Raw genomic sequence first — 24172 nt, forward strand, 5'->3', positions numbered from 1 at the left:
GCCAGACAAAATCGAACGGCAGCGAGGGCGGGCCGGGGCGAATTTCCCCGCGGCGGCAAATGCTCTAGACCGCGCGGGTGCAACCGAACCTGCCAGCCCGCCTCGCGGTCATCATCCCGGTCTATGGCGAGGCGGCCAATGTCGCCCCCCTGGTCGCACGGCTGGAGGCCGCGCTGGCCGGCCTGGCGTGGGAGGCGGTGTTCGTCGACGACGACAGCCCGGACGGCACCGCCGCCGCGGCCCGCGCGATCGCCGCGGCGGATCCGCGCATCCGCTGCATCCGCCGCATCGGCCGGCGCGGCCTGGCCTCCGCCTGCATGGAGGGGTTCCTTTCCGTCTCGGCGCCCTTCGTCGCGGTGATGGATGGCGACCTGCAGCATGACGAGACCATCCTGCCGGCGCTGCTGGCCGCGGTGGAAGGCGGGGCGGACATCGCCATCGGCAGCCGCCATGTGGCCGGTGGCGGGGCGGAGAGCGGGTTTTCCGCGGCGCGCGGTGCCCTGTCCGATGCCGGCGCCACCCTGGCGCGGATGCTGCTGCCGGTGCCGGTGGCGGACCCGATGAGCGGCTTCTTCCTGCTGCGGCGCGACCTGGTGGAGGAGGTGGCGCCGCGGCTGGCCGCGCGCGGCTTCAAGATCCTGCTGGACATCCTGCTGTCCGCGCCGCGCCGCCTGGCGGTGGCGGAGGTGCCCTACAGCTTCCGGTCCCGCCAGGCAGGTGAGAGCAAGCTGGATGCCACGGTGCTGCTGGAATTCGCCGGTCTGCTGCTGGACAAGGCGACCGGCGGGACGGTGCCGCTGCGCTTCCTGGCCTTCGCCGCGGTCGGCGCCATCGGCCTGCTGGTGCACATGGCGGCGCTGGCGCTGCTGATCGGGCCGCTGTCCTTCGGCGCCGCGCAATGGGCGGCGACCCTGGTGGCGATGACGGCGAATTTCGTGCTGAACAACCGCATCACCTACCGCGACGTGCGGCTGCGCGGGCCGGCGCTGTGGCGCGGGCTGGTGGTGTTCTACCTGGTCTGCGGCATCGGCGCGGCCGCCAATGTCGGCATCGCCGGGCTGCTGCTGCGGGACGGGATGCTGGCCTGGGGCACCGCCGGGCTGGCCGGGGCGCTGATCACGGTGGTGTGGAACTACGCGGTGTCCTCCACCCTGGTCTGGCGCGCCCGATGAACGCCCCGTCCCTGCTGGTCGCGGTGTCCCTGCTGGCGGCGGTGACGCTGCTGCGGCTGGCGGTGGCGGCGCTGGTGCCGCTGGCACCCGACGAGGCGTATTACTGGACCTGGTCGCGCACCCTCCAGGCCGGCTACCTCGACCATCCCCCGATGATCGCCTGGTTCATCCGCGCCGGCACGCTGCTGGCCGGCGAAGGCGAATTCGGCATCCGGCTGATGGGGCCGCTGTCCATCGCGGTGGCCAGCCTGCTGCTGGCGCGGGCGGCGGATGCCCTGTTTCCGGAACGCCGCCCCGGGCTGCTGGCGGCGGCGCTGTTCAACGCGACCCTGCTGGTCGGCGTCGGCGGCATCCTGGTGACGCCCGACCTGCCGCTGCTGGTGTTCTGGACCGCGGCGCTGTGGGCGCTGGCGCGCCTGCATGCGAGCCAGGACGGACGCTGGTGGCTGACCTTCGGGGTGCTGGCGGGGCTTTCGCTGCTGTCCAAATACACGGCCGGGCTGCTCGGCGTGGGCGCCGTGCTGTGGCTACTGGCGACCCGGCAGGCGTGGCGCTGGTGGCGGGACTGGCGGCTGTGGGCCGGCGGCGCGCTGGCCGTGCTGGTGTTCCTGCCGGTGATCCTTTGGAACGCCGCGAATGACTGGGCCTCCTTCGCGCGCCAGGGGGGACGGGCGGGTGCGACCGAGGCCGGCTCCGCGCTGCGCTACCTCGGGGAGCTGGTCGCGGGCCAGGCCGGTCTGGCGACGCCTCTGGTCTTCGTGCTGTGCGTCGCGGGCGTGGCGCTGGCGACGCGGGCCTGGTGGCGCGGCGATGCGGCCGCCGGGCTGCTGGCGGCCATGGTGCTGCCGGGCACCGCGCTGTTCCTGTGGCAGGCGACGGGCAGCCGGGTGCAGGGCAACTGGCCGGGCATCCTGTACCCGGCCGCCTGCATCGCCGCCGCCGCCTTCCTGCCGACCCGCCTGGCACGCTGGCCGCGGCCGGCGGTGGCGCTCGGCGCCGTGCTGGCGCTGGCCGTCTACATCCAGGCGGCCTTCGCCCCGCTGCCGCTGCCACGCCGCCTGGACCCGACCCTGGCGCGGCTCGGCGGCTGGCCGGACCTGGCGGCGGCGGCGGAGCAGGAACGGCAGCGCATCGGTGCCGGCTTCGTCGCGGCCGAGGAATATGGCCTGGCCGCGCAACTGGCACTGCGGATGCCGCCAGGCGTCCCGGTGGTGGCGCTGGACCCGCGATGGAGACTTTTTAATCTGCCGCGCCCGATTCAGGGCGTAACCGGACTCCTCATTCAAAGCGAAAGACGCAGCACCACGCCGCAATGGCCGGGCGCCGAGCCGATCGAGGGTGCCCTGTCCCGCGTGCGTGGTGGGATCGAGGCGGAGCGCTACCGTCTATTCCGCGTCCAAACCGCGCCGGGCCTGCCGCCCGCCGCGGTGCTGCCCCGGCCGTGACCGGGTGCCGCCTTGACGGGCGGCATCGACGACCGAACCTCTACGGCTCGCATTCGGAGACCACCATGCTCATCAAGCGACCGCGCGGCTGGGAAATCCCCGAGAGCCAGGCCACCCCGGAACACCTGGTGCTGGGCCGGCGCGCCCTGATGGCGGCTGCCGGCGCCGGTGCGATACTGGCACCCGCCGCGGCCCAGGCGCAGTTCTGGCGCCGCAGCGAACCCGCCGACCCCTGGACCCGGCTGCCCGCCGAGGTGCCGGACCTGCCGCCCGCCATGCGCAACACGCGCTACCCCGCCGGCCGCGACCTGTCGCCGGAGCGCGATGCCGTCACCTTCAACAATTTCTACGAATTCGGCAGCGACAAGGGCATCTGGTCCACGGCGCTGAAGATGCCGGTGCGGCCCTGGACCATCCAGGTCGACGGCATGGTGGAAAGCCCCGGCGAATTCGACGTGGATGACATCATCCGCCGCATCGGCATCGAGGAGCGTGTCTATCGCCTGCGCTGCGTCGAGGCCTGGGGCATGACCGTGCCGTGGTCCGGCTTCCAGCTTTCCAAGCTGCTCGACATCGTGAAGCCGCAGGGCTCGGCGAAGTTCGTGCGCTTCGAGACGGCGCGGAAGCCCGATGTGATGACCGGCCTCCGGCAGTCCTGGTACCCCTGGCCGCACATCGAGGGCTGCACCATCGAGGAAGCGGCGAATGAGTTGACCTTCATGCCGGTGGGCCTGTTCGGCAAGCCGCTGCCGCCGCAGAATGGCGGGCCGTTCCGCGTGGTGTTCCCGTGGAAGTACGGCTTCAAGTCGGGCAAGTCGATCGCGCGCATCACGCTGACCGACCAGCGCCCGGTGTCCTTCTGGGAAACCCTGCAGGCCAGCGAATACGGCTTCTGGGCCAATGTGAATCCCGAGGTGCCGCACCCGCGCTGGTCGCAGGCCAGCGAGCGGCTGATCGGCAGCAACGAACGGGTGCCGACGCGGCTGTTCAACGGCTATGGCGACTTCGTCGCGGGCATGTACACCAACCTGCAGAATGAAAGGCTCTGGGCCTGAAGATCCTCGGGGTCCTGCTGCTGGGCGCGGGCGTCGCGCTCGGCGCCTGGTTCGGCTGGGCGACGCCGCTGGGCGCTGCCATCTTCCAGATCTGGCCGGAGTTCCTGAACACCTTCCAGGCTGGCGTGCAGCGACGGCTGCTGCCGGAATTGTGGGATGTCGGGATCCTGCCGGTGCTGGAGGCGCCGGTGTGGGTCGTGCCGGCGGTGCTGGGCGCGCTGTTCCTGCTGCTGGGCCTGCGGCGGCGCTGAACCTTCAGCCCACCGCGGGCAGCCAGATCGCCGCGGTGGTCCCGCGCCCCGGTTCGCTGTCCACCCGCAGCACGCCGCCGGCGCGTTCGCAGAAGCCGCGCACCGAGGCGAGGCCGAGGCCGGTGCCGAGCCCGACGCCCTTGGTGGTGAAGAAGGGCTCGCCGATCCGCGCCAGGGTCGCGGCGTCCATGCCGATGCCGCGGTCACGGACCGCCGCCACGACGTAGCGGCCGGGTTGCAGATCCTCCCCGCCCGGCGCCTCCGGGACCGTGGCGACCCAGGCGGCGATCTCCACGCGGCCGCCGCGCGGCATGGCGTCCCGCGCATTGGCCGCGAGGTTCACCACCGCGGCCTCGAATCCCGCGCGGTCCCCGCGCGCACGCGGCAGTTCGGGCGGGATTTCCGCCTTCACCTGCCAGCCGCTGCCAAGGGTCCGGTTCAGCAGTTCCGCCAGTTCGCGCAGCGCCGGGGCGACATCGAGCTCGGTCGCCTCCAGCTCCGCGCCCCCATGGGCGAAGGCCAGCATGCCATCCACAAGCTGGCGCCCGCGCTCGGCGGAGGCCGCCAGCAGCCCGGCGCAGCGCCGCACCTCCGCCGGGTCCTCCGCGCGGCTTTCCATCAGCCGGGTGCCGCTGCGCACGGCCTGCACCAGGTTCTTCACGTCATGCGCCAGGCCGGCCGCCAGCAGGCCGATGGCGGCGGCACGACTGGCGCCGGCAAGCCTCGCCTCCGCCTCCATCCGCCGTTCCGCCGCCAATTGCTGCTCGCGCGCGCCGCGCGCCGCGATGGCGGTCAGCACCAGCAGCAGCCCGGCGGCGGCCAGGCCGCTGGCCAGCGGGGCCGCCATCCGCCGCCGCCAGGCCGCCACCAGCGCCCTCTGGTCCAGGCCATACAGGATGGCCACCGGCCATTCGCCGACCCGCTTCGCCACGAAAAGCCGCCGCGTGCCATCGAAGGGCGAGGCCAGGACCGGCGGCGGCGCGCCGCGCGGCAGGCCCAGAAGCTGCGCGAGTGGAGCGGCGGCTTCGGGCCTCGGTCCCGTGGGTGCATTCGGTGGCAGGACCGGGTGGCGGGCCAGGATGGCGCCATCCAGCCGTGCCAGCGTCACGACATCCTGCGGCCCTTCGACGACGGAAGCATAGAAGGCAGCCAGCGCATCCGGGTTGAAGGAGGTGACGAGCGTGCCGCGCGGACCCTCCGCACCCGGCCGAGGCGGGGCGCTGCGGGCGATGCCGAAGGCGGGCCACCCCATCGGGCGGGCCACCAGCACCTCTCCCACCGTCTGCCCGGCTCCGGCGCGAAGCTCGCGCAGATAGCTGCGGTCCGAAAGGTCCGTGGGCCGCGCGGGAAATTCGTAGGAGGCCGAGACCACCCGGTCCTGGTCATCCGCCACCAGAACGCCGCGGACCACCGGCTGCCCGGCGGCGGTGAGTTCCGCCAGCAGGCCGTGCAATTCGGCATCCTGGCGCATCGCCTCCCAGTCCCGCCCGGTGCTGGCGCGGCTGATGGCGGCGAGAATGGCTTCCTGGGTTGCGAAGGCACGAAGCGCGTGCTGGCGCAGCATCTCGGCATTCCGCTCGAGCCTCGCCTCGGCGTCCCGCCGCACGTCACTCCAGGTGGTCAGGCCGGTGCCGATGACGCCGAGCGCCGGCAACAGCAAGGCCGCGAGCCACAGCAGGACAAAGCCACGCGGACGGGAGGGGCGCTTCGATCCGGGGGTGCCGAGGCGCGGTCCGGGGCGGTCGGGGTTCAGGGCGATCCGCATCCGCTGCGGTCCTGACACGGTTCCAGCGGCGGTGCATCCCACATTCGCGATACTGGCAATGGCCCGGTCATCACACGGCCCGGTTGTGGCGGGCCAGGGCGATGACACGCAGCGCCTCCGGCCACAGGGCATAGGGGGCCAGGTGGTCCAGGCTGGCCCAGGCCACCTCGGTCACGTCGCCGCCGGGGCGGGCGGTGCCGGAGGTCCATTCGCCGGCGAAGTCGATGATGGTGTAGTGGAAGCGCGGTCCTCGCCCTTCCTCGCCCGGCGTGATGGCGTCCACCACGGCGAGCAGGCGGAGTGGCCCGGCCTCGATCCCGGCTTCCTCCTGCAATTCGCGCCGCGCGCAGGCCTCCGCCGTTTCGCCCAGGCGCTGGCCGCCGCCGGGCAGCGACCATTCGCCCAGGCGCGGCGGGCGGCCGCGGCGGATCAGCAGGACCTCCTCGCCGCGCAGCACCACGGCGCCGATACCGACCCAGGGGCGGTTGGGGTATTCGCGCGGGTTCGGCGCCACGCTCATTGCGGCGCGGCGGGCGTCTCCGGTGCAGCCTCCGGGGCCGCCTCCGGCTCGGCGGCAGGCGCGGCCTCCTGCTTCCGCAAATCGGCGAGCCGCGGCACGAAGGCCTTCTCCTTCCACTGGCCGAGCTGGTAGGCCCAGCCCTGCCAGCGGGCGTTGAGCCGCGCGGCTTCCTCATCGCCCTCCGCCGCCAGCAGCGCCCACAGCGTCTCGCCATCCTTGTGCGCGGTGACGGAGATGCGGAGGTTGTCGGTGAGTTCGAAGCGGCCGGTGCCGATGCGCTCGCCAGGCAGGGCGGCGGCTTCGCGGACGTCGAGGAAGGTCAGGAACTCGAAGCCGCGCGCCACCTCGTCCAGGCTGATCGCGTCGAGCTCCGGCGGCTCGGCGGGTTCCACCACGGCAAGCGGGCTGTCGGTGTCGGCGCCGCGGCGCAGCACCAGCGGCGGTTCGCCCGTGCGGTCGATGGTGGCGGCGCGGACGCGGTCGCGCGGCAGGTTCGCCAGGTCGCGGTCGATCCAGAGGTTCGGGTCGGAATCCAGCGGCAGGCGGCCCTCGGCGAGCCAGGCCTGGGATTCGGCGGGGCGGCGGACATAGACCGATTCCGGCACGTTGCCCTGCACGCGCACGCGGCGGCGGCCCACCACCAGCTCCGCCAGCGCCGCACCTTCGGCATCCAGCACGCGGAGCAGGGAGGAGGTGGCGGCGGGGCGGGAGGGATCATCCAGGCCGAGGCGGTCCAGCATCTCGGGGTTCGCGGTGCGGGGTTCGGTCAGGCGCAGCTCGGTCAGGCCGACCAGCAATTCCCGCACCCGTTCCGGCCGCACGGGATAACCTGCCTTGGCCGGCAGCACCCAGCGATCCGGCGCGGCGCGGCGCACCACCAGCGTGCCGTCATGGCGCGTCACCTCGATCGAGGCCGCGTTGCCGAGGCGCTGCGGCAGCGCCGGGAAGGCCAGATCACTGGCGGAGGGCGGCGGCGGTGCGGCGCGGTCCGGCGTCAGCAGGATGGCGCCACCCACCGCCGCGGCGGCGGCGGTGCCGAGGCCGAGCAGGGTGCGGCGCCTCATGCGCGTGCCCCCGCCCGGCGCCGCGAGCGCATGATGCCGAGGCCGATGGCGAAGAGCACCAGCAGCGTCGGCACCAGCGCAATGTTCGCCAGCCGCAGCCAGGTCTCCAGCCGTTCGATGTCGCGCCGCAGTTCGAGCTGCACCTGGCGAAGCTGGCCACGGGTGCGGACGATCTCGGCGCGGGCCGCGTCGATCTCGGCGCGCTGTTCCGGGGTGATGACGGTGTTGGCGGGCGCCGCGCCGGGCTGGCCGCCGCCCTGGCGGAGTTCCCGCAGGCGACGTTCCGTGGCTTCCAGCCGCTCGGTCAGCCCGCGCTCGGTCTGGCGGAACTGCGCCTCGGCGTCGCGGCGGATGTCCTCGACCAGCGCGAAGGGCCGCAGCGATTCGCCGCGGGAGCGCAGCGAGACCAGTGCCTCGCCGCCCGCCATGCTGTCGGCGAGGTTGATCAGGAAGCTGCCATTGTCGCTGATCGGCGTCGCCACCTGCTGGCCGAAGAAATCCTGGGTGCGGACCCAGAAGCGGTCCTCCAGGATGTCGGCGTCGTTGCCGACGATCAGGTTGGCCGGGCCGGTGCTGCGGGCCAGGTGGGCGGGGAAGTCGGCCGGGCGTTCCGTGCCCTCCGCCACCGCGGGCGCCGCCTCGAAGGCGCTGGTCAGCGCGCCACGGATGCGGGCCACGATGACGTGCTGCTGGTCGTCCGGCTGGAAATCCGCCAGCAGCCTGGTCGGGCTCGGGTCCTGGCGGACGGCGGTGGCATCGACCAGCATGGAGCGTGCGCTGGAGGTGACCAGCGGCGTGAACTCTACCGTCGCACCCTCGCGCCGGCGCACCGCACCAGCGGAGCCGACCGTGACCTGCTGCAATTCGGCGGTCGCGACCTCGGTGCGGTTCAGCCCCTCGGTCGGCACGTTGAACCAGACGAGGTAGTCCACCGCCTGCACCCGGTCGCGCGGGTCCGCCCGCACGCGCCAGGCGCCGCGCAGATCCAGCACCACCTTGTCCGACGGCGCCTCGACACCCCAGGCGTTCAGCAGGCGGTCGAGAGAGGAGGCCGTGTTCGTCGCCGGCGGCTGGCCGGGGGAGGGGCGGGAGGCCTGGCTTTCGCTGTGCGGGTCGGTGAGTGCGATCAGGCGGCCACCGCGCATGACGAACTGGTCGATCGCATACAGCGTGGCATCGGACAGGTTCTGCGCATGCGCCACCAGCAGCACCTGCACATCCGGCGCGATCACCTGCGCGTCTGCGGCGATGTCGCGCACGGTGTAGAAGTTGCGCAGCTGGTTCATCACCACGAAGGGCTGACCCACACCGGGCTGGCGCATCATCATCGCGCGCGGATCGCCGTTTAGCGGCAGGGAGGAGATGACGCCGAGCACCGGGCGCGTCGGGTTGGACAACTCCCACACCATGCGCGTCAGGTCGTATTCCAGGAAACGCTCGCGGTCCGGCTGGAAGAACGGGATGGTGCGCTCGTCATCCAGCAGGTTCACGCCGGCCAGGCCGAAATAGACCTGCTCGCCGGACTGGTCCACGGGCACGCCCTGGATGCCGAGCGCCATGGCGCGGTCCTCGGTTTCCGAGAAAGGCTCCGGGTCGAAGAACTCCAGGCGGACCTTGCCGCCGGAAACCGCCGCGTATTCCTCCAGCATGGCGCGCACGCGTTCGGAATAGGCGCCATACAGCGGAATGGCGGCGCCGAGGCGGCGGGAATAGAAGACGCGGAAGGTGATCGGGTCCGCGAGGCCCTGCAATACCTGCCGCGTGCCGTCCGACAGCGTGTAGAGGCGGTTTTCCGTCAGGTCGATGCGGGCGCGGGACAGCAGCCGGTCGGCCAGCATGTTGACGCCGATCAGCAGCACGGCGCCGAGGATCAGCGCCAGGATCGCGGAGAAGCCGCGCTTGCCGCGCGGCGTCGCGGGAGGGGTCGTGCCAGGGGAGGTGGTCGAGCTCATGCGGTCAGTCCGCCTTCCGCTGGTCGATCGCGACGGTGTTCGCGAACAGGAAGAAGGCCATGAAGGAGACGAAGAACACGACATCCCGCAGCGAGATCACGCCGCGGGTGAAGCCGCCGAGCCGGTCCGTGATGCTGATGGACCGCGCGGTCTCCGCCAGCGCCGGCACGCGCTGCGACAGGAACTCCGTGACGACGGGGCTGCCGGCGGCGGTCAGGAAGAAGCAGGCGGCGACGGCGAGGACGAAGGCGATGACCTGGTTCTTCGTCAGCGCCGAGATCGCCGCGCCGACCGCGAGGAACGCACCCGCCACCATCATGCAGCCGAGATAGCCCGTCAGGATCACGCCGTTGTCCGGTTTGCCGAGGACATTGACGGTGATGACCAGCGGGAAGGTCAGCGCCAGCGCGATGCCGCAGAAGGCCCAGGCGGCCAGGAACTTGCCGACCACCGCTTCCCACTGCGCGATCGGCAGCGTCAGCAGCAGCTCGATGGTGCCGAGCCGGCGTTCCTCGGCCCAGAGCCGCATGGTCAGCGCCGGCACCAGGAACAGGAACAGCCAGGGCACGAAGGTGAAGAAGGGCTGCATGTCCGCCTGGCCGCGGGCGAAGAAATTGCCGAGCGTGAAGGTCAGCGCGCCGGCCATCACCAGGAAGATGACGATGAAGACATAGGCGACGGGCGTCGCGAAATAGCCGGCGAGTTCGCGCCGGAAGACGGTGACCATGCCACCCATCACGCAGCCCTCGCTTCAGCTTCGGCAGGCAAGGTCAGCGACCGGAAGACCGCATCCATCGATGGCCCCATGCCGGCGAGTTCCGCCGGCGTCGCATCCGCCACCACGCGGCCGCGCGCGATGACCACGGCGCGGGTGCAGACGGCGGCGACTTCTTCCAGGATGTGCGTGGAGATGACGATGGCCTTGTCCGGCGCCATGGCGCGGATCAGGTTGCGGACCTCGTGCTTCTGGTTCGGGTCGAGGCCATCCGTGGGTTCGTCCAGCACCAGCACGGCCGGGTCGTGCAGCAGGGCCGCGGCGAGGCCGACGCGGCGCTTGAAGCCCTTCGACAGGGTCTCCACCGGTTGCAGGCGCACGCCCTCAAGCTGGGTCAGGCCGATGGCGCGCATGACGCGGTCCGTCAGTTCGGAGCGGTGAAAGCCGCGCGCCCGGCCGCAGAATTGCAGGAAGGCGAAGACGCTCATCTCGGGATAGGTCGGCGCGCCTTCCGGCAGGAAGCCGAGCTGGCGCTTCGCCGCCACCGGGTGGTCCACGACATCCTTGCCGCAGATGCGGGCGGTGCCGGAGGTGGGCGTCATGAAGCCGGCGAGCATCCGCATGGTGGTGGATTTGCCGGCGCCGTTCGGGCCGAGGAAGCCCAGCACCTCGCCCTTCGCCACGCTGAAGCTCACATCATCCACGGCGGTGAAGGCGCCGAAGCGTTTCGTCAGGCGCTCGATCTCGATCAGCCCACTCACGCAGCATCCCCCAAGGTGATCCCGGACGCTGCGGCGATTAAGGAGGGGCGGCGCCGCGCGCAACCCCCCGTGAGGCTCGGGAACCTATCCGGCATCCAGCCGCGCCAGCGTCGGGTCGTGCCCGAACAGCGCCAGCAGCCCGAGTGCCGCCCGCCCGCGCGGCCCGGCCAGGTCCTGGTCGCGGTGCAGCAGCAGGGCGGCGTCCTGATGGGCCAGGTGGGTGAGGCGGGCGACCTCCTCCGCCTCCTCCTTCGGGTCGAGCAGGCGGGCGCCAGGCAGACCGGATTGGCGGGCCCCGAGCGCCTCGCCGCCGCCGCGGGTGAACAGATCCTCCTCGGCGATCCGAAAACCGTCCTCGGTATCCCGCAGCACCAGCAGGCGGCGCCTCTCCGCCTCCCCCAGCGCGGGGGAGTGCACCAGCAGGCAGGAGGACGGCTTCGAGCCACGCCCGACGCGGCCGCGAAGCTGGTGCAGCGCGGCCAGGCCGAAGCGTTCCGCCTGCTCGATCAGCATGATGGTGGCGTCGGGGACGTCCACGCCGACCTCGATCACGGTGGTGGCGACCAGAAGCTGCGTGGTGCCGGCGGCGAAATCGGCCAGCGCCGCCTCCCGCACCGCCAAATCCTGCATCCCGTGCGCCATCCCGACCTTGCCGGGAAAGCGGGCGGAAAGTTCGGCGAAGCGGTCCTCGGCGGCGACCGAATCGTCGCGCTCGCCGCCGGAGATGGCGCGGACCACCCAATAGGCACGCTCCCCGCGCTTGATGGCCTCGCCCAGGCGGTCGATCACGTCCGGCAGGCGGTCCTGGCTGACGATGCGGGTGGCGATCGGCTGGCGGCCGGCGGGCTTGTCCTCCAGGCGGGAGACGGACATCTCGCCCCATTGGGTCAGCAGCAGGGTGCGCGGGATGGGTGTGGCGGTCATCACCAGCATGTCCGCATCCTGGCCCTTCTGCGCCAGCATCAGGCGCTGGCCGATGCCGAAGCGGTGCTGCTCATCCACCACCGAAAGGCCGAGGTTGCGGAACACCACCGCCTCCTGGAACAGGGCGTGGGTGCCGACCACCACCTGCACCATGCCATCCGCCAGGCCGCGCAGCACCCGCTTGCGGGCCGCGCCCTTCACGCTGCCGGTCAGCAGTTCCACCTGCACCCCGGCCGGCACGCAGAGCTTCTCCAGCGTCCGCAGATGCTGGCGGGCCAGCAGTTCGGTGGGGGCCATGAGGGCGGCCTGGGCGCCGGATTCGACGGCGCGCAGCATGGCCAGCACCGCCACCAGCGTCTTGCCGGACCCGACATCGCCTTGCAGCAGCCGCAGCATCCGGCGCGGACTGCCCATGTCGGCGCCGATTTCCGCCAGCGCCTGCGCCTGGCCGGGGGTGGGCGGGTGGCGGAAGGCGGCCAGCGCCTTGTCCGCGAGGTCGCCCGTGCCGGCCATGGCGCGACCGGGCCTGTCCCGCTGGCGGCGGCGGACCAGGGCGATGGCGACCTGGTGGGCCAGCAACTCGTCATAGGCGAGGCGCCGGCGGGGCAGGGCGGGCAGCGGCCCGGCGGGCCTTTGCAGCAGCCGGATCGCGGCGGCGAAGCCCGGCCAGCCTTCCTGCTTCAGCAGCGAGACATCGGCCCATTCGGGCATCTCCGGCAGAAGGGCCAGCGCCTGGTCCATGGCGGCGGCGATGCGGCGGGGGGTCAGGCCGCGCACCATGGGCCAGACCGGCTCCACCAGCGGCAGCGCCGATTCCTGCTCCGCGACGGTCGGGTTCATCATGGCGAACCCGTTGCTGCCTTCCGTCTGCACCCGGCCGGCCAGGTAGCGGAGCTCGCCAGGTGGCAGCAGCTTCAGGATCCAGGGCAGCCGGCCATTCATGAAGCGCAGCACCAGCGGCTTGCCGGCGCAGGTCGCCCGGACTTCCACATAGGACCGCTGGCTGCGGCCGGACCGGGCGGCGCGGGCGGACTGCGCCACCACCTCCAGCACGCAATCCTGGTCCAGCGGTGCCTCCGCCGGGCTGGCCGCACGCCGGCGGATGACCACGCGCTCGGGCAGGTGCAGCAGCAGGTCGAAGACGCGCGGGCCGCCCGCCGCCTCCGCCAGCAGCGCGGCCAGCGTCGGGCCGACGCCCGGCAGTTCGGCGAGGGGCGCCAGCAGGGGCGTCACATGAGCTTGGGCATCTTCCGGGGCGCTTGCTGACAGGATTCCCATGGGCCTCTATATGACACGCGACGACATGTCCCAGAACGCCGAGAGCCTCAAGCTGACAGATCCCGAACCGACCTTGGACGCACGCCGGCGCCGCCTGAACTTCCGCGCCTGGCACCGTGGTACCAAGGAGACCGACCTGATGGTCGGCGCCTTCGTCGCCCGCAACATCGCCGCCTTCACCGAGGCGGAGCTGCTGGAACTCGAGCAGATCCTGGAACTGCCGGATGTGGACCTGGCGGACTGGCTGATGGGCCGCCGGCCGATTCCCGCCGAGGTCGCCTCGCCGCTGCTGACCCGCATGACGGTCGAATGCACGGAATCGGGCGCCGGCCTGCCGCCGGAACTGCGGCCGTGAACATCCTGACGGTCCACGGCGCGCCGGAGGGCTTCGACGCCCTGCTGCTCGCCCGTCGCCGGGCCGAATCGACCGGCCCCGTGCTGCATGTCTGCCGCGACGACGCCCGCATGGCCCGGATGGCGGAGGCGCTGGCCTTCTTCGCCCCGCATGTCGAGATCCTGCGCTTTCCGGCCTGGGACTGCCTGCCCTACGACCGCGTCTCGCCCAACCCGGAGATCGTGTCGGAGCGCGTCGCGACGCTGACCCGCCTGGCCGAACCCGCCCGCGCCCCGCGCATCCTGCTGACCACCATCAACGCCCTGGTCCAGAAGGTGCCCCCGCGCGCCGCCTTCACCGGGGCGACGCTGGCACTGAAGCGCGGCGGGCGGGTGAAGCCGGAGAAGCTGACCGAGTTCCTGGAAGCCAATGGCTACCACCGCACCGGCTCCGTCATGGAACACGGCGAATACGCGGTGCGCGGCGGCATCGTGGACCTGTTCCCCTCCGGCCATGCCGAACCGGTGCGCCTCGATTTCTTCGGCGACGAGATCGAGGACTTTCGGCGCTTCGACACCGCCACCCAGCGCAGCGGCGACAAGGTGAACGAGCTGGTGCTGCGCCCGGTGGGGGAGGTGTTCCTGGACGCCCCCTCGATCAGCCGCTTCCGCACCGGCTACCGTGAGCTGTTCGGCGCCGCGGCGGGGGAGGACCCGCTGTATGTCAGCGTCTCCGCCGGCCGCCGCCACCCCGGCATGGAACACTGGGCCGGCCTGTTCCACGAGAACATGGAGACCCTGATCGACCATCTGGGGGAGGGGCCTTCCGTGTCCCTCGACCACCAGACGGAGGATGCGCTGGCGGCGCGGCTGGAGATGGTGGTGGACCATTACGAGGCCCGCCGGATGCCGGCCCGCGAGGGCGAGGTGCCCTACCGCCCGGCGCCGCCGGACCGCCTCTATATCGACCACGACGGCTGGATCGAGATGCTGGAGGAGGCGCGGGTGTTCCGCTTCTCGCCCTTCGACCAGCCGGAGCACGCGCCGGGGATCGATGCCGGCGGCCGGCTTGGCCGGATGTTCAACGATGTGCGCGCCGAGGGGCGCAACGTCTTCCAGGCCTATGGCGAACACGCCGCGGCGCTGGCCAGGCGCAACCTGCGCCCGGTGCTGGCCGCCTGGACCAACGGGTCCCGCGAGCGCCTGGCCAATTTGCTGCGGGAGAACAACGTCCGCGCCGAGCCGGTGGAGGATTTCCTCGGCGTGCAGAAGCTGCCGATGGGCACGGTGGCGCTGGCGATCGTCGGCGTCGAGCGCGGCTTCGTGGCACCCGCCGATCGCCATGCCGATGGCCTGGTGCTGGTCGGCGAGCAGGACCTGCTGGGCGAGCGCATCGCGCGCCCGCCGCGCCGCCGCAAGCGCGCCGACCAGTTCATCGCCGATGCGACCGAAATCGCGCAGGGCGACCTGGTGGTGCACCAGGACCACGGCATCGGCCGCTATGACGGGCTGGAGACCATCCGCATCGGCGATGCGCCGCATGAATGCCTGCGGCTGATCTACGATGGCGGCGACAAGCTGTTCCTGCCGGTCGAGAACATCGAGGTGCTTTCCCGGTTCGGCTCGGACGCTGCCGGCGTCGCGCTCGACAAGCTGGGTGGTTCCACCTGGCAGGCCCGGAAAGCCAAGGCGAAGAACCGCATCCAGGACATGGCGGCGGCGCTGATCCGCATCGCCGCCGAGCGCCAGACCCGCGACGCCCCCGCCGCCATCCCGCCCGAAGGCGCCTGGGACGAGTTCTGCGCGAGATTCCCCTTCGCGGAAACGGAAGACCAGCAGCGCGCCATCGCCGATGTGCTGGAGGACCTGGCGGCCGGCCGCCCCATGGACCGCCTGATCTGCGGCGATGTCGGCTTCGGCAAGACGGAGGTGGCGCTGCGCGCCGCCTTCGCCGTCGCCATGTCCGGCACCCAGGTCGCCGTGGTGGTGCCGACGACGCTGCTGGCGCGCCAGCATTTCCGGGTGTTTTCCACGCGGTTCGAGGGCCTGCCGATCAAGGTCGCGCAGCTCTCCCGCATGGTGAACGCCAAGGACGCGCAGGCGGTGCGGGATGGCGTCAAGGACGGCACCATCAACATCGTCGTCGGCACCCATGCGCTGCTGGCGAAGTCGATCGAGTTCGCCGACCTCGGCATGGTCATCGTGGATGAGGAGCAGCATTTCGGCGTCGCGCACAAGGAACGCCTCAAGCAGTTCAAGGCCGACGTGCATGTGCTGACGCTGACCGCCACGCCGATCCCGCGCACCCTGCAACTGGCGCTGACCGGCGTGCGGGAGATGAGCGTGATCGCAACCCCGCCGGTGGACCGGCTGGCGGTGCGCACCTTCATCACGCCCTGGGACAGCGTGGTGATCCGCGAGGCGATCCTGCGCGAGCGGTTCCGTGGCGGCCAGGTGTTCTGCGTCTGCCCGCGGCTGGAGGACCTGCCGAAGCTGCGGGAGCGCCTGACCGACATCGTGCCAGAGGCCCGCATCGCGGAGGCACATGGCCGCCTGGCCCCGACCGAGCTGGAACGGGTGATGACGGAGTTCGGCGACCAGAAACACGACATCCTGCTGTCCACCAACATCGTCGAATCCGGCCTCGACATGCCGGCGGTGAACACGCTGATCATCCACCGCGCCGACATGTTCGGCCTGGCGGGGCTGTACCAGCTTCGCGGCCGCGTCGGCCGCGGCAAGCTGCGTGGCTACGCCTACCTCACCTGGCCGCAGACGCACCGGCTTTCGGCGGCCGCCGAGAAGCGGCTGGAGGTGATGCAGACGCTGGACAACCTCGGCGCCGGCTTCACCCTGGCCTCGCACGACCTGGATATCCGTGGCGCCGGCAACCTGCTGGGCGACGAGCAGTCCGGGCACATCCGGGAGGTGGGCATCGAGCTGTACCAGCAGATGCTGGAGGATGCGGTGCAGAACCTGAAATCCGGCGACCGGGCGCGTGAGGCCTCCGACGACCGCGACTGGACGCCGCAGATCAACCTCGGCCTGCCGGTGATGCTGCCGGAGACCTATGTGCGCGACCTGCCGGTGCGGCTCGGCCTGTATCGCCGCATCGGCAGCCTGCAGACGGAGCCGGAGATCGAGGCGATGGCCGCGGAGTTGGCGGACCGCTTCGGCCAACTGCCGCCGGAAGCGGAGACGCTGTTGCAGGTGGTGTGGCTCAAGGCGCTGTGCCGGCAGGTGGGCGTGGAGAAGCTGGATGTCGGGCCCAAGGGCATCGTGCTCGGCTTCCGCGGCAATCGCTTCGCCAACCCGCCCGGGCTGATCGACTGGGTGGCGGCGCAGCATGGCGCGGTAAAGCTGCGGCCGGACCACAAGCTGGCCTATGCGCAGGAGATGCCCTACGAGGCACGCATCCGCACCGCGCGCGAATTGCTGGCGACGCTGGCCGAGGTGGCGCAGGGCCGCGTGCCGAAATCCGCCGCGCCACCGCCGAAGCCGCCCGCGCCCAAGGCGCCGCCGCCGAAGACCGGGCCGAGCTTCAAGAAGACCGTGTTCCCCCGGCCCAGCGTTCCGGCCGCCCCGGCGGGTGCCAGCACAAGGCCTATCCCGTTCCCGGGCCGCTGGAAGCGCTGAAACGCCCTCCCCGCCAATCGGGGGAGAGGGTTGGGTGAGGGGGCTTGGCCGACCCTGCAAAAATCGAGCGGGGCCGACACGACTCCCTGTGTGGACGCGCAAGCGGCACGCCCCCCTCACCCAACCCTCTCCCCCCTGCGGGTGGAGAGGGCTCTGCAGGGCTCAGTTGCGCCGGCGCCGCGCCGCGGCTTCTTCCTGGCGCATGGTGATGAACACCTCGTAGTCCGAATGCTGCGTCGGCACCCAGCCGGTGACGGTGCCACGCTCCACGGCGCGGTGGATCTCCGGATGCGCGGCGGGCAGCGCCAGGTGGAAGGCGGTGATGTCCGCCTTGAAGGCATCCGGCAGGTCCTTGCGCACCACGATCGGTCCGTTCTTGATCGGGCGCGACTGCCAGATGATGCGCAGCTCGCGCAGGTTCAGCAGGCCCTTCTCGGCGGTCGAGCGCAGCATGCCGCGGGTGAAGCCCTCGGAGGCCTCGCCGATGCCCGACGCCCAGGTGACGCCGGCATCGAATTGCCGGCCCATCACGGCGACGATCGCCTGTTCATGCCCGCCGGCGAAGCCGGTGCGGCCGAAGAACTGCTCCGGGACGATGCCGGCGGCGCGGAGTTCCGCGCGGGGGATCAGGTAGCCGCTGGCGCTGTTCGGGTCGGCCCAGGCCATGGACTTGCCTCGCATCTGCTCCAGGCTGGTGATGCCGGTGTCGGTGCGGGTGTACATCACCGCGACATAGCTGGTGCTGCCATCGGCTTCCTGCGTCACCAGGATGGGCTCCACATTGCCGTTGGAGTCCATCCAGGAGGCGGCGTAGGCGGCGGGCGACATGCTCGCCATCTCGATGTGCTTGCCGGCGAAGGCCTGGACCACGCCGGAATAGTCGGAGGCCTGGAACAGGCGGACCGGGACGCCGAAGGTCTCCTCGATCAGGCGGCCATAGGCGCCGTAGCGGCCGATGCGGTCGGCCTCGTTCTCCCCGCCCAGGATGCCGATGCGGATCTGCCCGAGCTGCTCCGCCCAGGGCCGGCGGCCCTTGGCGGGTATGGCGGGTACCTGGGCCTGCGCGGCAAAGGGCGCGAGGGCGGCGGTGGCGAGCAGGGCGCGGCGGCGGATCGGCATGGGGTGCGGTGCCTCGGTGACGGGATGGTGACGGTAGCGCGCGGCCCCGGCGAAATCACCAGGATTGCGCGTCGGGCCGCAGGATCGCCTTGGTGGTGGTGGCCAGGTTGCGCGGCTCGGGCTTCGGCATCTGCGGCCGCTCCATCCGGCCCCAGCCGGGGGCGTCCAGCACCGTGCCGCCCTCCATCACGATGCGGCCGCGCACGATGGTGGCAATGGGGGCGCCCACCGTCTCCATGCCCTCATAGGGCGTGAAGCGGCTGCGGAGGCTTTGCAGGTCGGCGCCACGGATGGTGCCTTCGCGGCCGGGGTCAACCACGGCGATGTCGCCATCGGCCCCGGGCTGGATGACGCCCTTGCGCGGATACAGGCCGAAGGCGCGGGCCGGGGCGGCGCTGGCCATGCGGACATAGTGTTCCATGGTCATGCGGCCCTGGTGCACCTGGGTCAGCATCAGGCGCATGGACGTCTCGACGCCCGGAAAGCCGCAGGCATTGTCCCAGAAGCTGGCGTGCTGCTTTTCCGCCATGGCATGCGGCGCGTGGTCGGTGCCGAGCATGTCGATGGTGCCGTCGACCAGGGCCTGGAAGATGGGCTGCCGCTGCGCGCCTTCCCGGATCGGCGGGTTCAATCGGGCGATGCGCGCCTTGTCGCCGGTGAGGTCCTCGGCGGCGAGAAGAAAGTATTGCGGGCCGGTCTCCACCGTCATCGGGACGCCGCGCGCCTTGGCGTCTCGGATGACGGGAATGGAGCGCATGCAGGATTCGTGGACGATGTGGATGCGCGCGCCGGTCCATTCGGACAGCACGATGGACCGGTTCAGCGATTCCAGCGCCACGATATCCGCCCGCGCCGCCAGATGCGCGAAGGCATCGTCGCGCCCGGCCGCCTTCATGCGGTTCTCGCGCCAGAACAGCATGGGCGAGTTCTCGGCATGGATCGAACAGCGCAGGCCGAGTTCGGCCAATATCTCGAAGCCCTCCAGCACCGCGCCATCATTCGGCGCCGGCAAATTGCCGGTGGTGTTGCCGAGGAACAGCTTGAACCCGATGACTCCGGCCTCGGCCAACGCCGGCAGCGCATCCAGCGAGCGTTCGTCGAGCAGGCCGTAGAGGCCGAAATTGACATGCGCCTGGCGCTCCGCCGCCTCCCGCTTCAGGGCGAAGGCCTCCAGCGACCAGACCGGCGGGTCGGTGTTCGGCATGTCGAAGATGGTGGTGACGCCACCGGCCGCGGCGGCGCGGGTGCCGGTGGTCCAATCCTCCTTCTGCGTCATGCCGGGTTCGCGGATATGCGTGTGCACGTCGATGGCGCCGGGGATGACGTAGTTTCCCGTCGCATCCAGCGTGCAGGTGGCGGGCGGGGCGAAATCGGGATGGCCGACGAAGACGATGAACCCGTCCTTCACCGCGACATCGGCGCGGAAGCGCCCGGTCTCGTTGACGACGGTGCCGCCGGCAATCAGCAGGTCGCACAGCATCAGATCACCCACCCGCCATCGACCGCCAGATCCTGCCCCGTGGTCTGGCGCGACAGGTCAGATGCCAGGAACAGCACGGCATTCGCCACGTCCTGGTCCGTGCTGATGCGCCGCAGCGCGTATTCGCCCGCGTGCTGCACGCGCGCTTCCTCCGCCGAGATGCCTTGCTGGGCTGCCATGGTGGCGCGCACCGCCTCGAAGCGCGGGCCTTCGACCATGCCGGGGCAGCAGCAGTTCACGTTGATGTTGTGCGGGCCGAGTTCCAGCGCAGCGGATTTGGTGATGCCGCGCAGGCCCCATTTGCTGGCCGAATAGGCGGCCCTTCCGGCCCGGCCGCGCAGCCCGAAGGTGCCGCCGACATTGACCACCTTGCCGTATTTCGACGCGATCATGCCGGGGGCGAAGGCGCGCATGGTCAGGAAGCAGCCGGTGACGTTCAGGCGCAGGATGGCGTCGAACTCCTCCGGCGTCGTTTCCCAGAAGGTCTTGCCCAGCGGGCCACGACCACCGGCGATGTTGACCAGGATGTCGCAGCGGCCGAAGGCAGAAAGCGCACCGGCGGCCATGGCCTCGACGCTGGCGGCATCGGTGACGTCGCAGGCGAAGATCTCGGCGCGGCGGCCCATGGCGCGCACCTGTTCGGCGACAGGCTCGATGGCGGCGGTGTCGCGGCCCGCCAGCGCCAGGTCGGCGCCATGTTCGGCCAGCAGCAGCGTGCAGGCGGCGCCCATGCCCTTGGCGGGGCCGGTGACGACGGCGACGCGGTCCTTCAACAACATGATCAATCAGCCTTCAGAAGGCGCTTCGAACGGGTCCACCCCTTCGCCATGGACCGGCAATGGCAGGCGACATGCGGCGCCACCGCCTCGCACCACTCACGCGTGCTGGCGTTGACCTCGCGCAGGCGCTCCGCCGCCGCATTGGCTTCCTGCGCCAGCTTCGCCTCGTCGATGCCGAGCACGATGCGGTTGCGCAGCTTCCACTGGCCGCCGACCATCACGTCGGTCACGGCGCTGCCATCCTCGGTCCAGACCAGCTGGTTCGCGGCATCGTTCAGCGGCGCCCAGTTGATGTGGTGCAGGTCGAGCAGCACCAGATCGGCGTTGCGCCCGGCCTCGATGGTGCCGCCATCCAGGCCCATCAGCTTGGAGGACCCCTGCGTCGCCAGCCGGAAGGTCTCGGCCGTGCCGAGCCACTCGGCCTCCTCCGCATCCTCCCACAGCCGGGATGCGAAGGCCGCGAGGCGCATCGCCTCGAACATGTTCTGGTTGTCGGAGGAGGAGGAGCCATCGGTGCCGATGCCGAGCGTGACGCCCGCCGCCAACGCCCGCCGCGCCGGGGCGATGCCGCTGGCGAGCCGCATGTTGGCGCCGGGATTGTGCGAGATGCCGGCGCCGCGTTCCGCCAGCAGCGCCAGGTCGCCATCCGTCAGCCAGACGCCATGCGCGACGCTGAACCACGGCCCCACCAGGCCGAGCCGGTCCATATGTTCCAGCAGCGTCGCCCCCTCATACCGCAGCGCGCCGCCGGCGGCCTGGTAGCGCGCTTCGGCGACGTGCGACTGCATCGGGAGCCCGTACTCGGACGAGACCTTGCGGCAAGCCCGGAGAAATTCGTCCGTGCCGTGCAGCGGGATGGTCGGCGCACAGCCGAAGCGGATGCCCCGCGCTTCATGCGACCAGCCGCGGGCAATCTCCTCCACCGCCTGGATGGTCTGGGTCATCGGCGAGGTGGCGAGACCTGCGGCGCGGGCGCGGTGCGGCTCCGGCAGCGCCTCGATCAGGCCTGGCGTGGCCTGGAAGAAGGTGAGGTCGCCCAGCATCGGCGCCAGCACGGCGCGCAGGCCGACGGCGGCATAGGCCTCCGCCATGGCATCCAGCCCATCCACGGTGGGGCAGGGCAGTTCGGCCGGCAGGTCGTAGACGGCGGTGCAGCCCTTCTTGAGGTTCTCCACCGCGTTCAGCGCGCTCGACAGGTACTTGTCCTGCAACAGGCGGCCGCCGCTGATCCAGGCGCCGTGCACCAGCAGCAGCGCCAGGTCCCACTTGTCCCCCGAACCCTTGGACAGGCCGCCATGGCTGTGGCTGTGGCCGTTTACCAGGCCGGGTATCACCAGCCGGTTGCTGGCATCGTAGGATTTGGCCGATTCGACCCGGCTGCCCGGCGGCAGCAGGGCGGCGATGCGGCCATCCTCGACCAGGATTTCCGACAGGCTGGTGGAGAGCGCGTCGGGCGCGAGGACCCGCGCGCCGGTCAATAGTGTCCTGGCCATGATGCGGCGCCTCCTGCTGCCTTTATCGAGCGGGTGGCTGTGGCCCCCTCACCCAACCCTCTCCCGCTCAGGGGAGAGGGCTCGTCAGAACATCCGCTCGGACTGCGGCGGCAGGAAGCGGTCGGTGAACATGCTCTCGGCCGTCGGCGGGTTGGCGACGCCCAGCGCCTCCGCATTCACCTGCACCAGCTGCCGGGCGCGCGCCATGTCCAGGTGGCCCATGCCGCCGGCGCGGCTGTTGGGCGTGATGATGGAGCGGTCGCGCGTCATGGCGAAGCGGCGGGCCTCCAGCGCCTCGTCGAACAGCGCCTCGCGCCGCTTCAGCGCCGCCATGCCACCCGTCACGTCGTTGAGCAGCAGCTTCAGGCCATCGATCGAGGCCTTGACGAAGCGGGCCGCGACTTCCGGGTTGCGCTCGATCCATTCGGCCTTGGCGAAGACGCCCGAGCCATACAGGTCGAGGCCGTTCTCGGCATAGGGCCAGGACAGGATCTGGTCTTCCGGGATGCCGAGGCCGACCAGGTTGAAGTGGACGGTGAACAGGAAGCCGGTGACGGCATCCACCTGGCCGGTGCGCAGCATGGTGTCGCGCAGGTTGGCGGCCATCGAGGTCCAGCGGACGCGGCTGGCATCGATGCCGGCGACCTTGGCGAAGGCGGGGAACAGCAGGCGGGACCCTTCGCCCTCCGGCGCACCGAGGCTTTTGCCCGCCACGTCCTGCGGCTTCTCGATGCCGCGCCCCTTCATGGTGACGATGGCGGCCGCGGTGCGGTCGAACACCGGGTACAGCATGACCAGGCGGCTGTTCGGGTTCTCCGCGTTGAACTTCACCGCGCCGGAGAAATCCGCGAAGCCGATGTCGTAGGCGCCGGAGCCGACCTTCACCAGCGCATCGCCGGAGCCGAAGCCGCGGTCCATGCGGACGGCGAGCTGTTCGCGGCGGAAGATGCCGCGATCCTCGGCCAGCGCCCACATGCCGTGGTTGCCCTGGAGCGCCCAGTCCAACGTGAAGCGCAGCGCGGTCTGCGCCTGGGCGGTGCGGATGGCGGGCAGGGCGAGGCCAGCGCCGGCGGCGGTGGCGAGCAGGGTGCGACGGTTCAGCATGGGGCGGGATCCTCCGAGGGGCGGGCGCAACATAACCTGGAATCCACGACTGTCACCGCCCGAGGCGCGGCTGTGGGGTCCAGATGGACGGAGGATTGACTGTAAATCAGGCGATCTGCTTGTTCGAAAGGCAAATTCACCCGCCGCGATGGGTGCGGTGCGCGATGTACAGCGTGGCGGCCACCATGATGAGGGTACCCCACAGCAGGCTCCAGCCCGGAACCTCGGAGAAGACCAGCAGGCCGATCAGCGCCGCGGCCGGGATCTGCACGTATTCCATGGGTGCCAGCACGCCGACCGGCGCCCGCCGCGCCGACCAGGAGGCCAGGAAGTCGCCCAGCACCGCGCAGATGGACCCAGCCGCCAGCAGCAGCAGGGCGCGAAGCGAGGGCGTCTCCCAGACGAAGGCGGAAACCGGCGCCCAGACCAGGACGGAGGCGATGGCATACCAGGCGACGACGCGGGAGGGCGGCTCGGTGGAGGACAGGTTCTTCACCGCGACCAGCACCATGGCCCCGGACGCCCCGCCGGCGAGTGCCGCCAGGGTGCCGGCGGACGGCGCCGAGGTCAGCGCATCCTGCGGTCCGACGATGACGAGGACCCCGGCAAATCCGACCGCCCCGGCCACGGCGCGGTTCCAGCCGATCCGCTCCCCCAGCAGCAGGAAGGCCAGCGGCAGCGCCCAGAGCGGCTTGGCGTGCAGGATCGCCACCGCATCCGCCAGCGGCAGCCACAGCAGCGCATACATCGACAGGATGAAGCTGAGCGACCCGGCGGCGCAGCGCGCCAGGTGGGCGCCGGGGCGGCGGGTGGCGAGGGCGGAGGGCCCGGCGCGCAGCAGCCAGGGCAGCAGGATCAGGATGGTGAAGACGCCGCGGGCGAAGGGCACCAGCGGCACCGGCAGGCCATCCTGCATGGCGGCGCGGAAGCAGGCGCCCATCACGGCGAAGACCAGGCAGCAGGCCAGCATCAGGCCCATGCCGGCCAGGGCGCGGCGCCCCTCCGCCGAGGGTGGGGACGCCGCCGGCACGCCTATTTGCGTTCGGGGGCGAGTTCGGCCTCCAGCTCCTTGATCCGCGCCAGCAGCGTGGTGCGGAGCGCCGGGGAGTTGTGCGGCTTGATCCCGGCCAGGGTTTCCTTGAGCTCGGCCAGCAGGCGGCGCTTTTCCTGGGGCGAGCGGCGGATCGGGCGATTGTCGGAGAACTGGCCCTCATGCGAGCGCATCGGCGTGACCTTCCCGGGGCTGTTGTTGGGGGCATGGGTTAGGGGCAGGCGCGGCGGGCGTCAACGCGCGGCGGCCAGCCTGCCCAACCGGCCGGCAGGCTG

Annotated in this window: 20 protein-coding genes; 6 read left to right on the top strand and 14 right to left on the bottom strand. The window is 71.3% G+C overall.

The features are described from left to right. Positions 1-77: 77 nt before the first annotated feature. The 4 genes from ACFHPP_RS04940 (at position 78) to ACFHPP_RS04955 (ending at position 3923) form a co-directional block, all read left to right on the top strand. Entirely contained in the window at positions 78-1172 is a 1095-nt protein-coding gene (locus ACFHPP_RS04940; protein ID WP_437162152.1) for a glycosyltransferase family 2 protein, read from the top strand. Beyond that, entirely contained in the window at positions 1169-2617 is a 1449-nt protein-coding gene (locus ACFHPP_RS04945; protein ID WP_437162153.1) for a glycosyltransferase family 39 protein, read from the top strand. Before ACFHPP_RS04940 ends, ACFHPP_RS04945 begins: the two co-directional genes overlap by 4 nt. A 65-nt stretch (positions 2618-2682) precedes the next feature. Continuing rightward, positions 2683-3672, top strand: coding sequence for a protein-methionine-sulfoxide reductase catalytic subunit MsrP (msrP, locus tag ACFHPP_RS04950; RefSeq protein ID WP_437162154.1), 990 nt, complete (start codon positions 2683-2685; stop codon positions 3670-3672). A 125-nt stretch (positions 3673-3797) separates the two neighbouring features. Then, positions 3798-3923 carry a hypothetical protein gene (locus tag ACFHPP_RS04955; protein ID WP_437162155.1) on the top strand — a complete coding sequence of 42 codons (126 nt, stop codon included), beginning with the start codon at positions 3798-3800 and terminating at the stop codon, positions 3921-3923. Positions 3924-3927: 4 nt separating this feature from the next. Here ACFHPP_RS04955 and ACFHPP_RS04960 read toward each other — a convergent pair whose 3' ends face one another. From ACFHPP_RS04960 to recG, 7 genes are all read right to left on the bottom strand, one after another. Further along, on the bottom strand, positions 3928-5688 hold the full coding sequence (locus tag ACFHPP_RS04960; RefSeq protein ID WP_437162156.1) for an ATP-binding protein: 1761 nt from the start codon (positions 5686-5688) through the stop codon (positions 3928-3930). Positions 5689-5758: 70 nt separating this feature from the next. Beyond that, complete coding sequence (locus tag ACFHPP_RS04965) at positions 5759-6208, bottom strand: NUDIX hydrolase (protein ID WP_437162157.1); 450 nt, start codon at positions 6206-6208, stop codon at positions 5759-5761. After that, positions 6205-7272, bottom strand: a complete 1068-nt coding sequence (locus ACFHPP_RS04970; RefSeq protein WP_437162158.1) for a DUF4340 domain-containing protein — start codon at positions 7270-7272, stop codon at positions 6205-6207. The genes ACFHPP_RS04965 and ACFHPP_RS04970 overlap by 4 nt, the downstream gene beginning before the upstream one ends. Then, entirely contained in the window at positions 7269-9224 is a 1956-nt protein-coding gene (locus ACFHPP_RS04975; protein WP_437162159.1) for a GldG family protein, read from the bottom strand. The genes ACFHPP_RS04970 and ACFHPP_RS04975 overlap by 4 nt, the downstream gene beginning before the upstream one ends. Before the next feature lie 4 nt (positions 9225-9228). Next, on the bottom strand, positions 9229-9951 hold the full coding sequence (locus ACFHPP_RS04980; RefSeq protein WP_437162160.1) for an ABC transporter permease: 723 nt from the start codon (positions 9949-9951) through the stop codon (positions 9229-9231). 8 nt (positions 9952-9959) lie between these two features. Further along, positions 9960-10700 carry an ABC transporter ATP-binding protein gene (locus ACFHPP_RS04985; RefSeq protein WP_437162161.1) on the bottom strand — a complete coding sequence of 247 codons (741 nt, stop codon included), beginning with the start codon at positions 10698-10700 and terminating at the stop codon, positions 9960-9962. Positions 10701-10784: 84 nt separating this feature from the next. Then, positions 10785-12857 (bottom strand): ATP-dependent DNA helicase RecG, encoded by a 2073-nt coding sequence (gene recG / locus ACFHPP_RS04990; RefSeq protein ID WP_437162162.1) that lies wholly within the window; start codon positions 12855-12857, stop codon positions 10785-10787. 43 nt (positions 12858-12900) lie between these two features. On the opposite strand from recG, the gene ACFHPP_RS04995 reads away from it, so the two are divergent. Together ACFHPP_RS04995 and mfd are read left to right on the top strand one after the other, a co-directional pair. Continuing rightward, on the top strand, positions 12901-13257 hold the full coding sequence (locus ACFHPP_RS04995; protein ID WP_437162163.1) for a succinate dehydrogenase assembly factor 2: 357 nt from the start codon (positions 12901-12903) through the stop codon (positions 13255-13257). After that, a complete protein-coding gene (mfd, locus tag ACFHPP_RS05000; RefSeq protein WP_437162164.1) occupies positions 13212-16871 on the top strand; it encodes a transcription-repair coupling factor in 3660 nt (1219 codons plus the stop codon). Before ACFHPP_RS04995 ends, mfd begins: the two co-directional genes overlap by 46 nt. A gap of 162 nt (positions 16872-17033) precedes the next feature. Here the strand turns inward: mfd and phnD are convergent, their stop codons facing one another. The 7 genes from phnD to ACFHPP_RS05035 form a co-directional block, all read right to left on the bottom strand. Beyond that, positions 17034-17990, bottom strand: a complete 957-nt coding sequence (gene phnD, locus ACFHPP_RS05005) for a phosphate/phosphite/phosphonate ABC transporter substrate-binding protein (RefSeq protein WP_437162165.1) — start codon at positions 17988-17990, stop codon at positions 17034-17036. 55 nt (positions 17991-18045) lie between these two features. Continuing rightward, positions 18046-19482, bottom strand: coding sequence for a dihydroorotase (locus ACFHPP_RS05010; RefSeq protein ID WP_437162166.1), 1437 nt, complete (start codon positions 19480-19482; stop codon positions 18046-18048). Beyond that, positions 19470-20249 carry an SDR family NAD(P)-dependent oxidoreductase gene (locus ACFHPP_RS05015; protein WP_437162167.1) on the bottom strand — a complete coding sequence of 260 codons (780 nt, stop codon included), beginning with the start codon at positions 20247-20249 and terminating at the stop codon, positions 19470-19472. Before ACFHPP_RS05015 ends, ACFHPP_RS05010 begins: the two co-directional genes overlap by 13 nt. A gap of 2 nt (positions 20250-20251) precedes the next feature. Next, complete coding sequence (locus tag ACFHPP_RS05020; protein WP_437162168.1) at positions 20252-21742, bottom strand: amidohydrolase family protein; 1491 nt, start codon at positions 21740-21742, stop codon at positions 20252-20254. An 84-nt stretch (positions 21743-21826) separates the two neighbouring features. Further along, positions 21827-22846: an ABC transporter substrate-binding protein gene (locus tag ACFHPP_RS05025; RefSeq protein WP_437162169.1), complete on the bottom strand. Its 1020-nt coding sequence runs from the start codon at positions 22844-22846 to the stop codon at positions 21827-21829. 136 nt (positions 22847-22982) lie between these two features. Then, a complete protein-coding gene (locus ACFHPP_RS05030) occupies positions 22983-23876 on the bottom strand; it encodes a DMT family transporter (protein ID WP_437162170.1) in 894 nt (297 codons plus the stop codon). 2 nt (positions 23877-23878) lie between these two features. After that, complete coding sequence (locus ACFHPP_RS05035) at positions 23879-24070, bottom strand: hypothetical protein (protein WP_430671352.1); 192 nt, start codon at positions 24068-24070, stop codon at positions 23879-23881. Between the last annotated feature and the right edge of the window lie 102 nt (positions 24071-24172).

The organism is Falsiroseomonas sp. E2-1-a20 (assembly GCF_051433195.1).
Taxonomy (GTDB): Bacteria; Pseudomonadota; Alphaproteobacteria; order Acetobacterales; family Acetobacteraceae; genus Falsiroseomonas.

Excerpts from the sequence above, each read along its gene's own strand:
- ACFHPP_RS04980 (WP_437162160.1), bottom strand. The coding sequence starts at position 9,951 with ATGGTCACCGTCTTCCGGCGCGAACTCGCCGGCTATTTCGCGACGCCC.
- ACFHPP_RS04995 (WP_437162163.1), top strand. The coding sequence starts at position 12,901 with ATGGGCCTCTATATGACACGCGACGACATGTCCCAGAACGCCGAGAGC.
- ACFHPP_RS04970 (WP_437162158.1), bottom strand. The coding sequence starts at position 7,272 with ATGAGGCGCCGCACCCTGCTCGGCCTCGGCACCGCCGCCGCCGCGGCG.
- phnD (WP_437162165.1), bottom strand. The coding sequence starts at position 17,990 with ATGCCGATCCGCCGCCGCGCCCTGCTCGCCACCGCCGCCCTCGCGCCC.
- ACFHPP_RS05020 (WP_437162168.1), bottom strand. The coding sequence starts at position 21,742 with ATGGCCAGGACACTATTGACCGGCGCGCGGGTCCTCGCGCCCGACGCG.
- ACFHPP_RS04945 (WP_437162153.1), top strand. The coding sequence starts at position 1,169 with ATGAACGCCCCGTCCCTGCTGGTCGCGGTGTCCCTGCTGGCGGCGGTG.
- msrP (WP_437162154.1), top strand. The coding sequence starts at position 2,683 with ATGCTCATCAAGCGACCGCGCGGCTGGGAAATCCCCGAGAGCCAGGCC.
- ACFHPP_RS05015 (WP_437162167.1), bottom strand. The coding sequence starts at position 20,249 with ATGTTGTTGAAGGACCGCGTCGCCGTCGTCACCGGCCCCGCCAAGGGC.
- ACFHPP_RS05025 (WP_437162169.1), bottom strand. The coding sequence starts at position 22,846 with ATGCTGAACCGTCGCACCCTGCTCGCCACCGCCGCCGGCGCTGGCCTC.
- ACFHPP_RS04960 (WP_437162156.1), bottom strand. The coding sequence starts at position 5,688 with ATGCGGATCGCCCTGAACCCCGACCGCCCCGGACCGCGCCTCGGCACC.
- ACFHPP_RS04975 (WP_437162159.1), bottom strand. The coding sequence starts at position 9,224 with ATGAGCTCGACCACCTCCCCTGGCACGACCCCTCCCGCGACGCCGCGC.
- ACFHPP_RS04965 (WP_437162157.1), bottom strand. The coding sequence starts at position 6,208 with ATGAGCGTGGCGCCGAACCCGCGCGAATACCCCAACCGCCCCTGGGTC.
- mfd (WP_437162164.1), top strand. The coding sequence starts at position 13,212 with ATGCACGGAATCGGGCGCCGGCCTGCCGCCGGAACTGCGGCCGTGAAC.
- ACFHPP_RS05035 (WP_430671352.1), bottom strand. The coding sequence starts at position 24,070 with ATGCGCTCGCATGAGGGCCAGTTCTCCGACAATCGCCCGATCCGCCGC.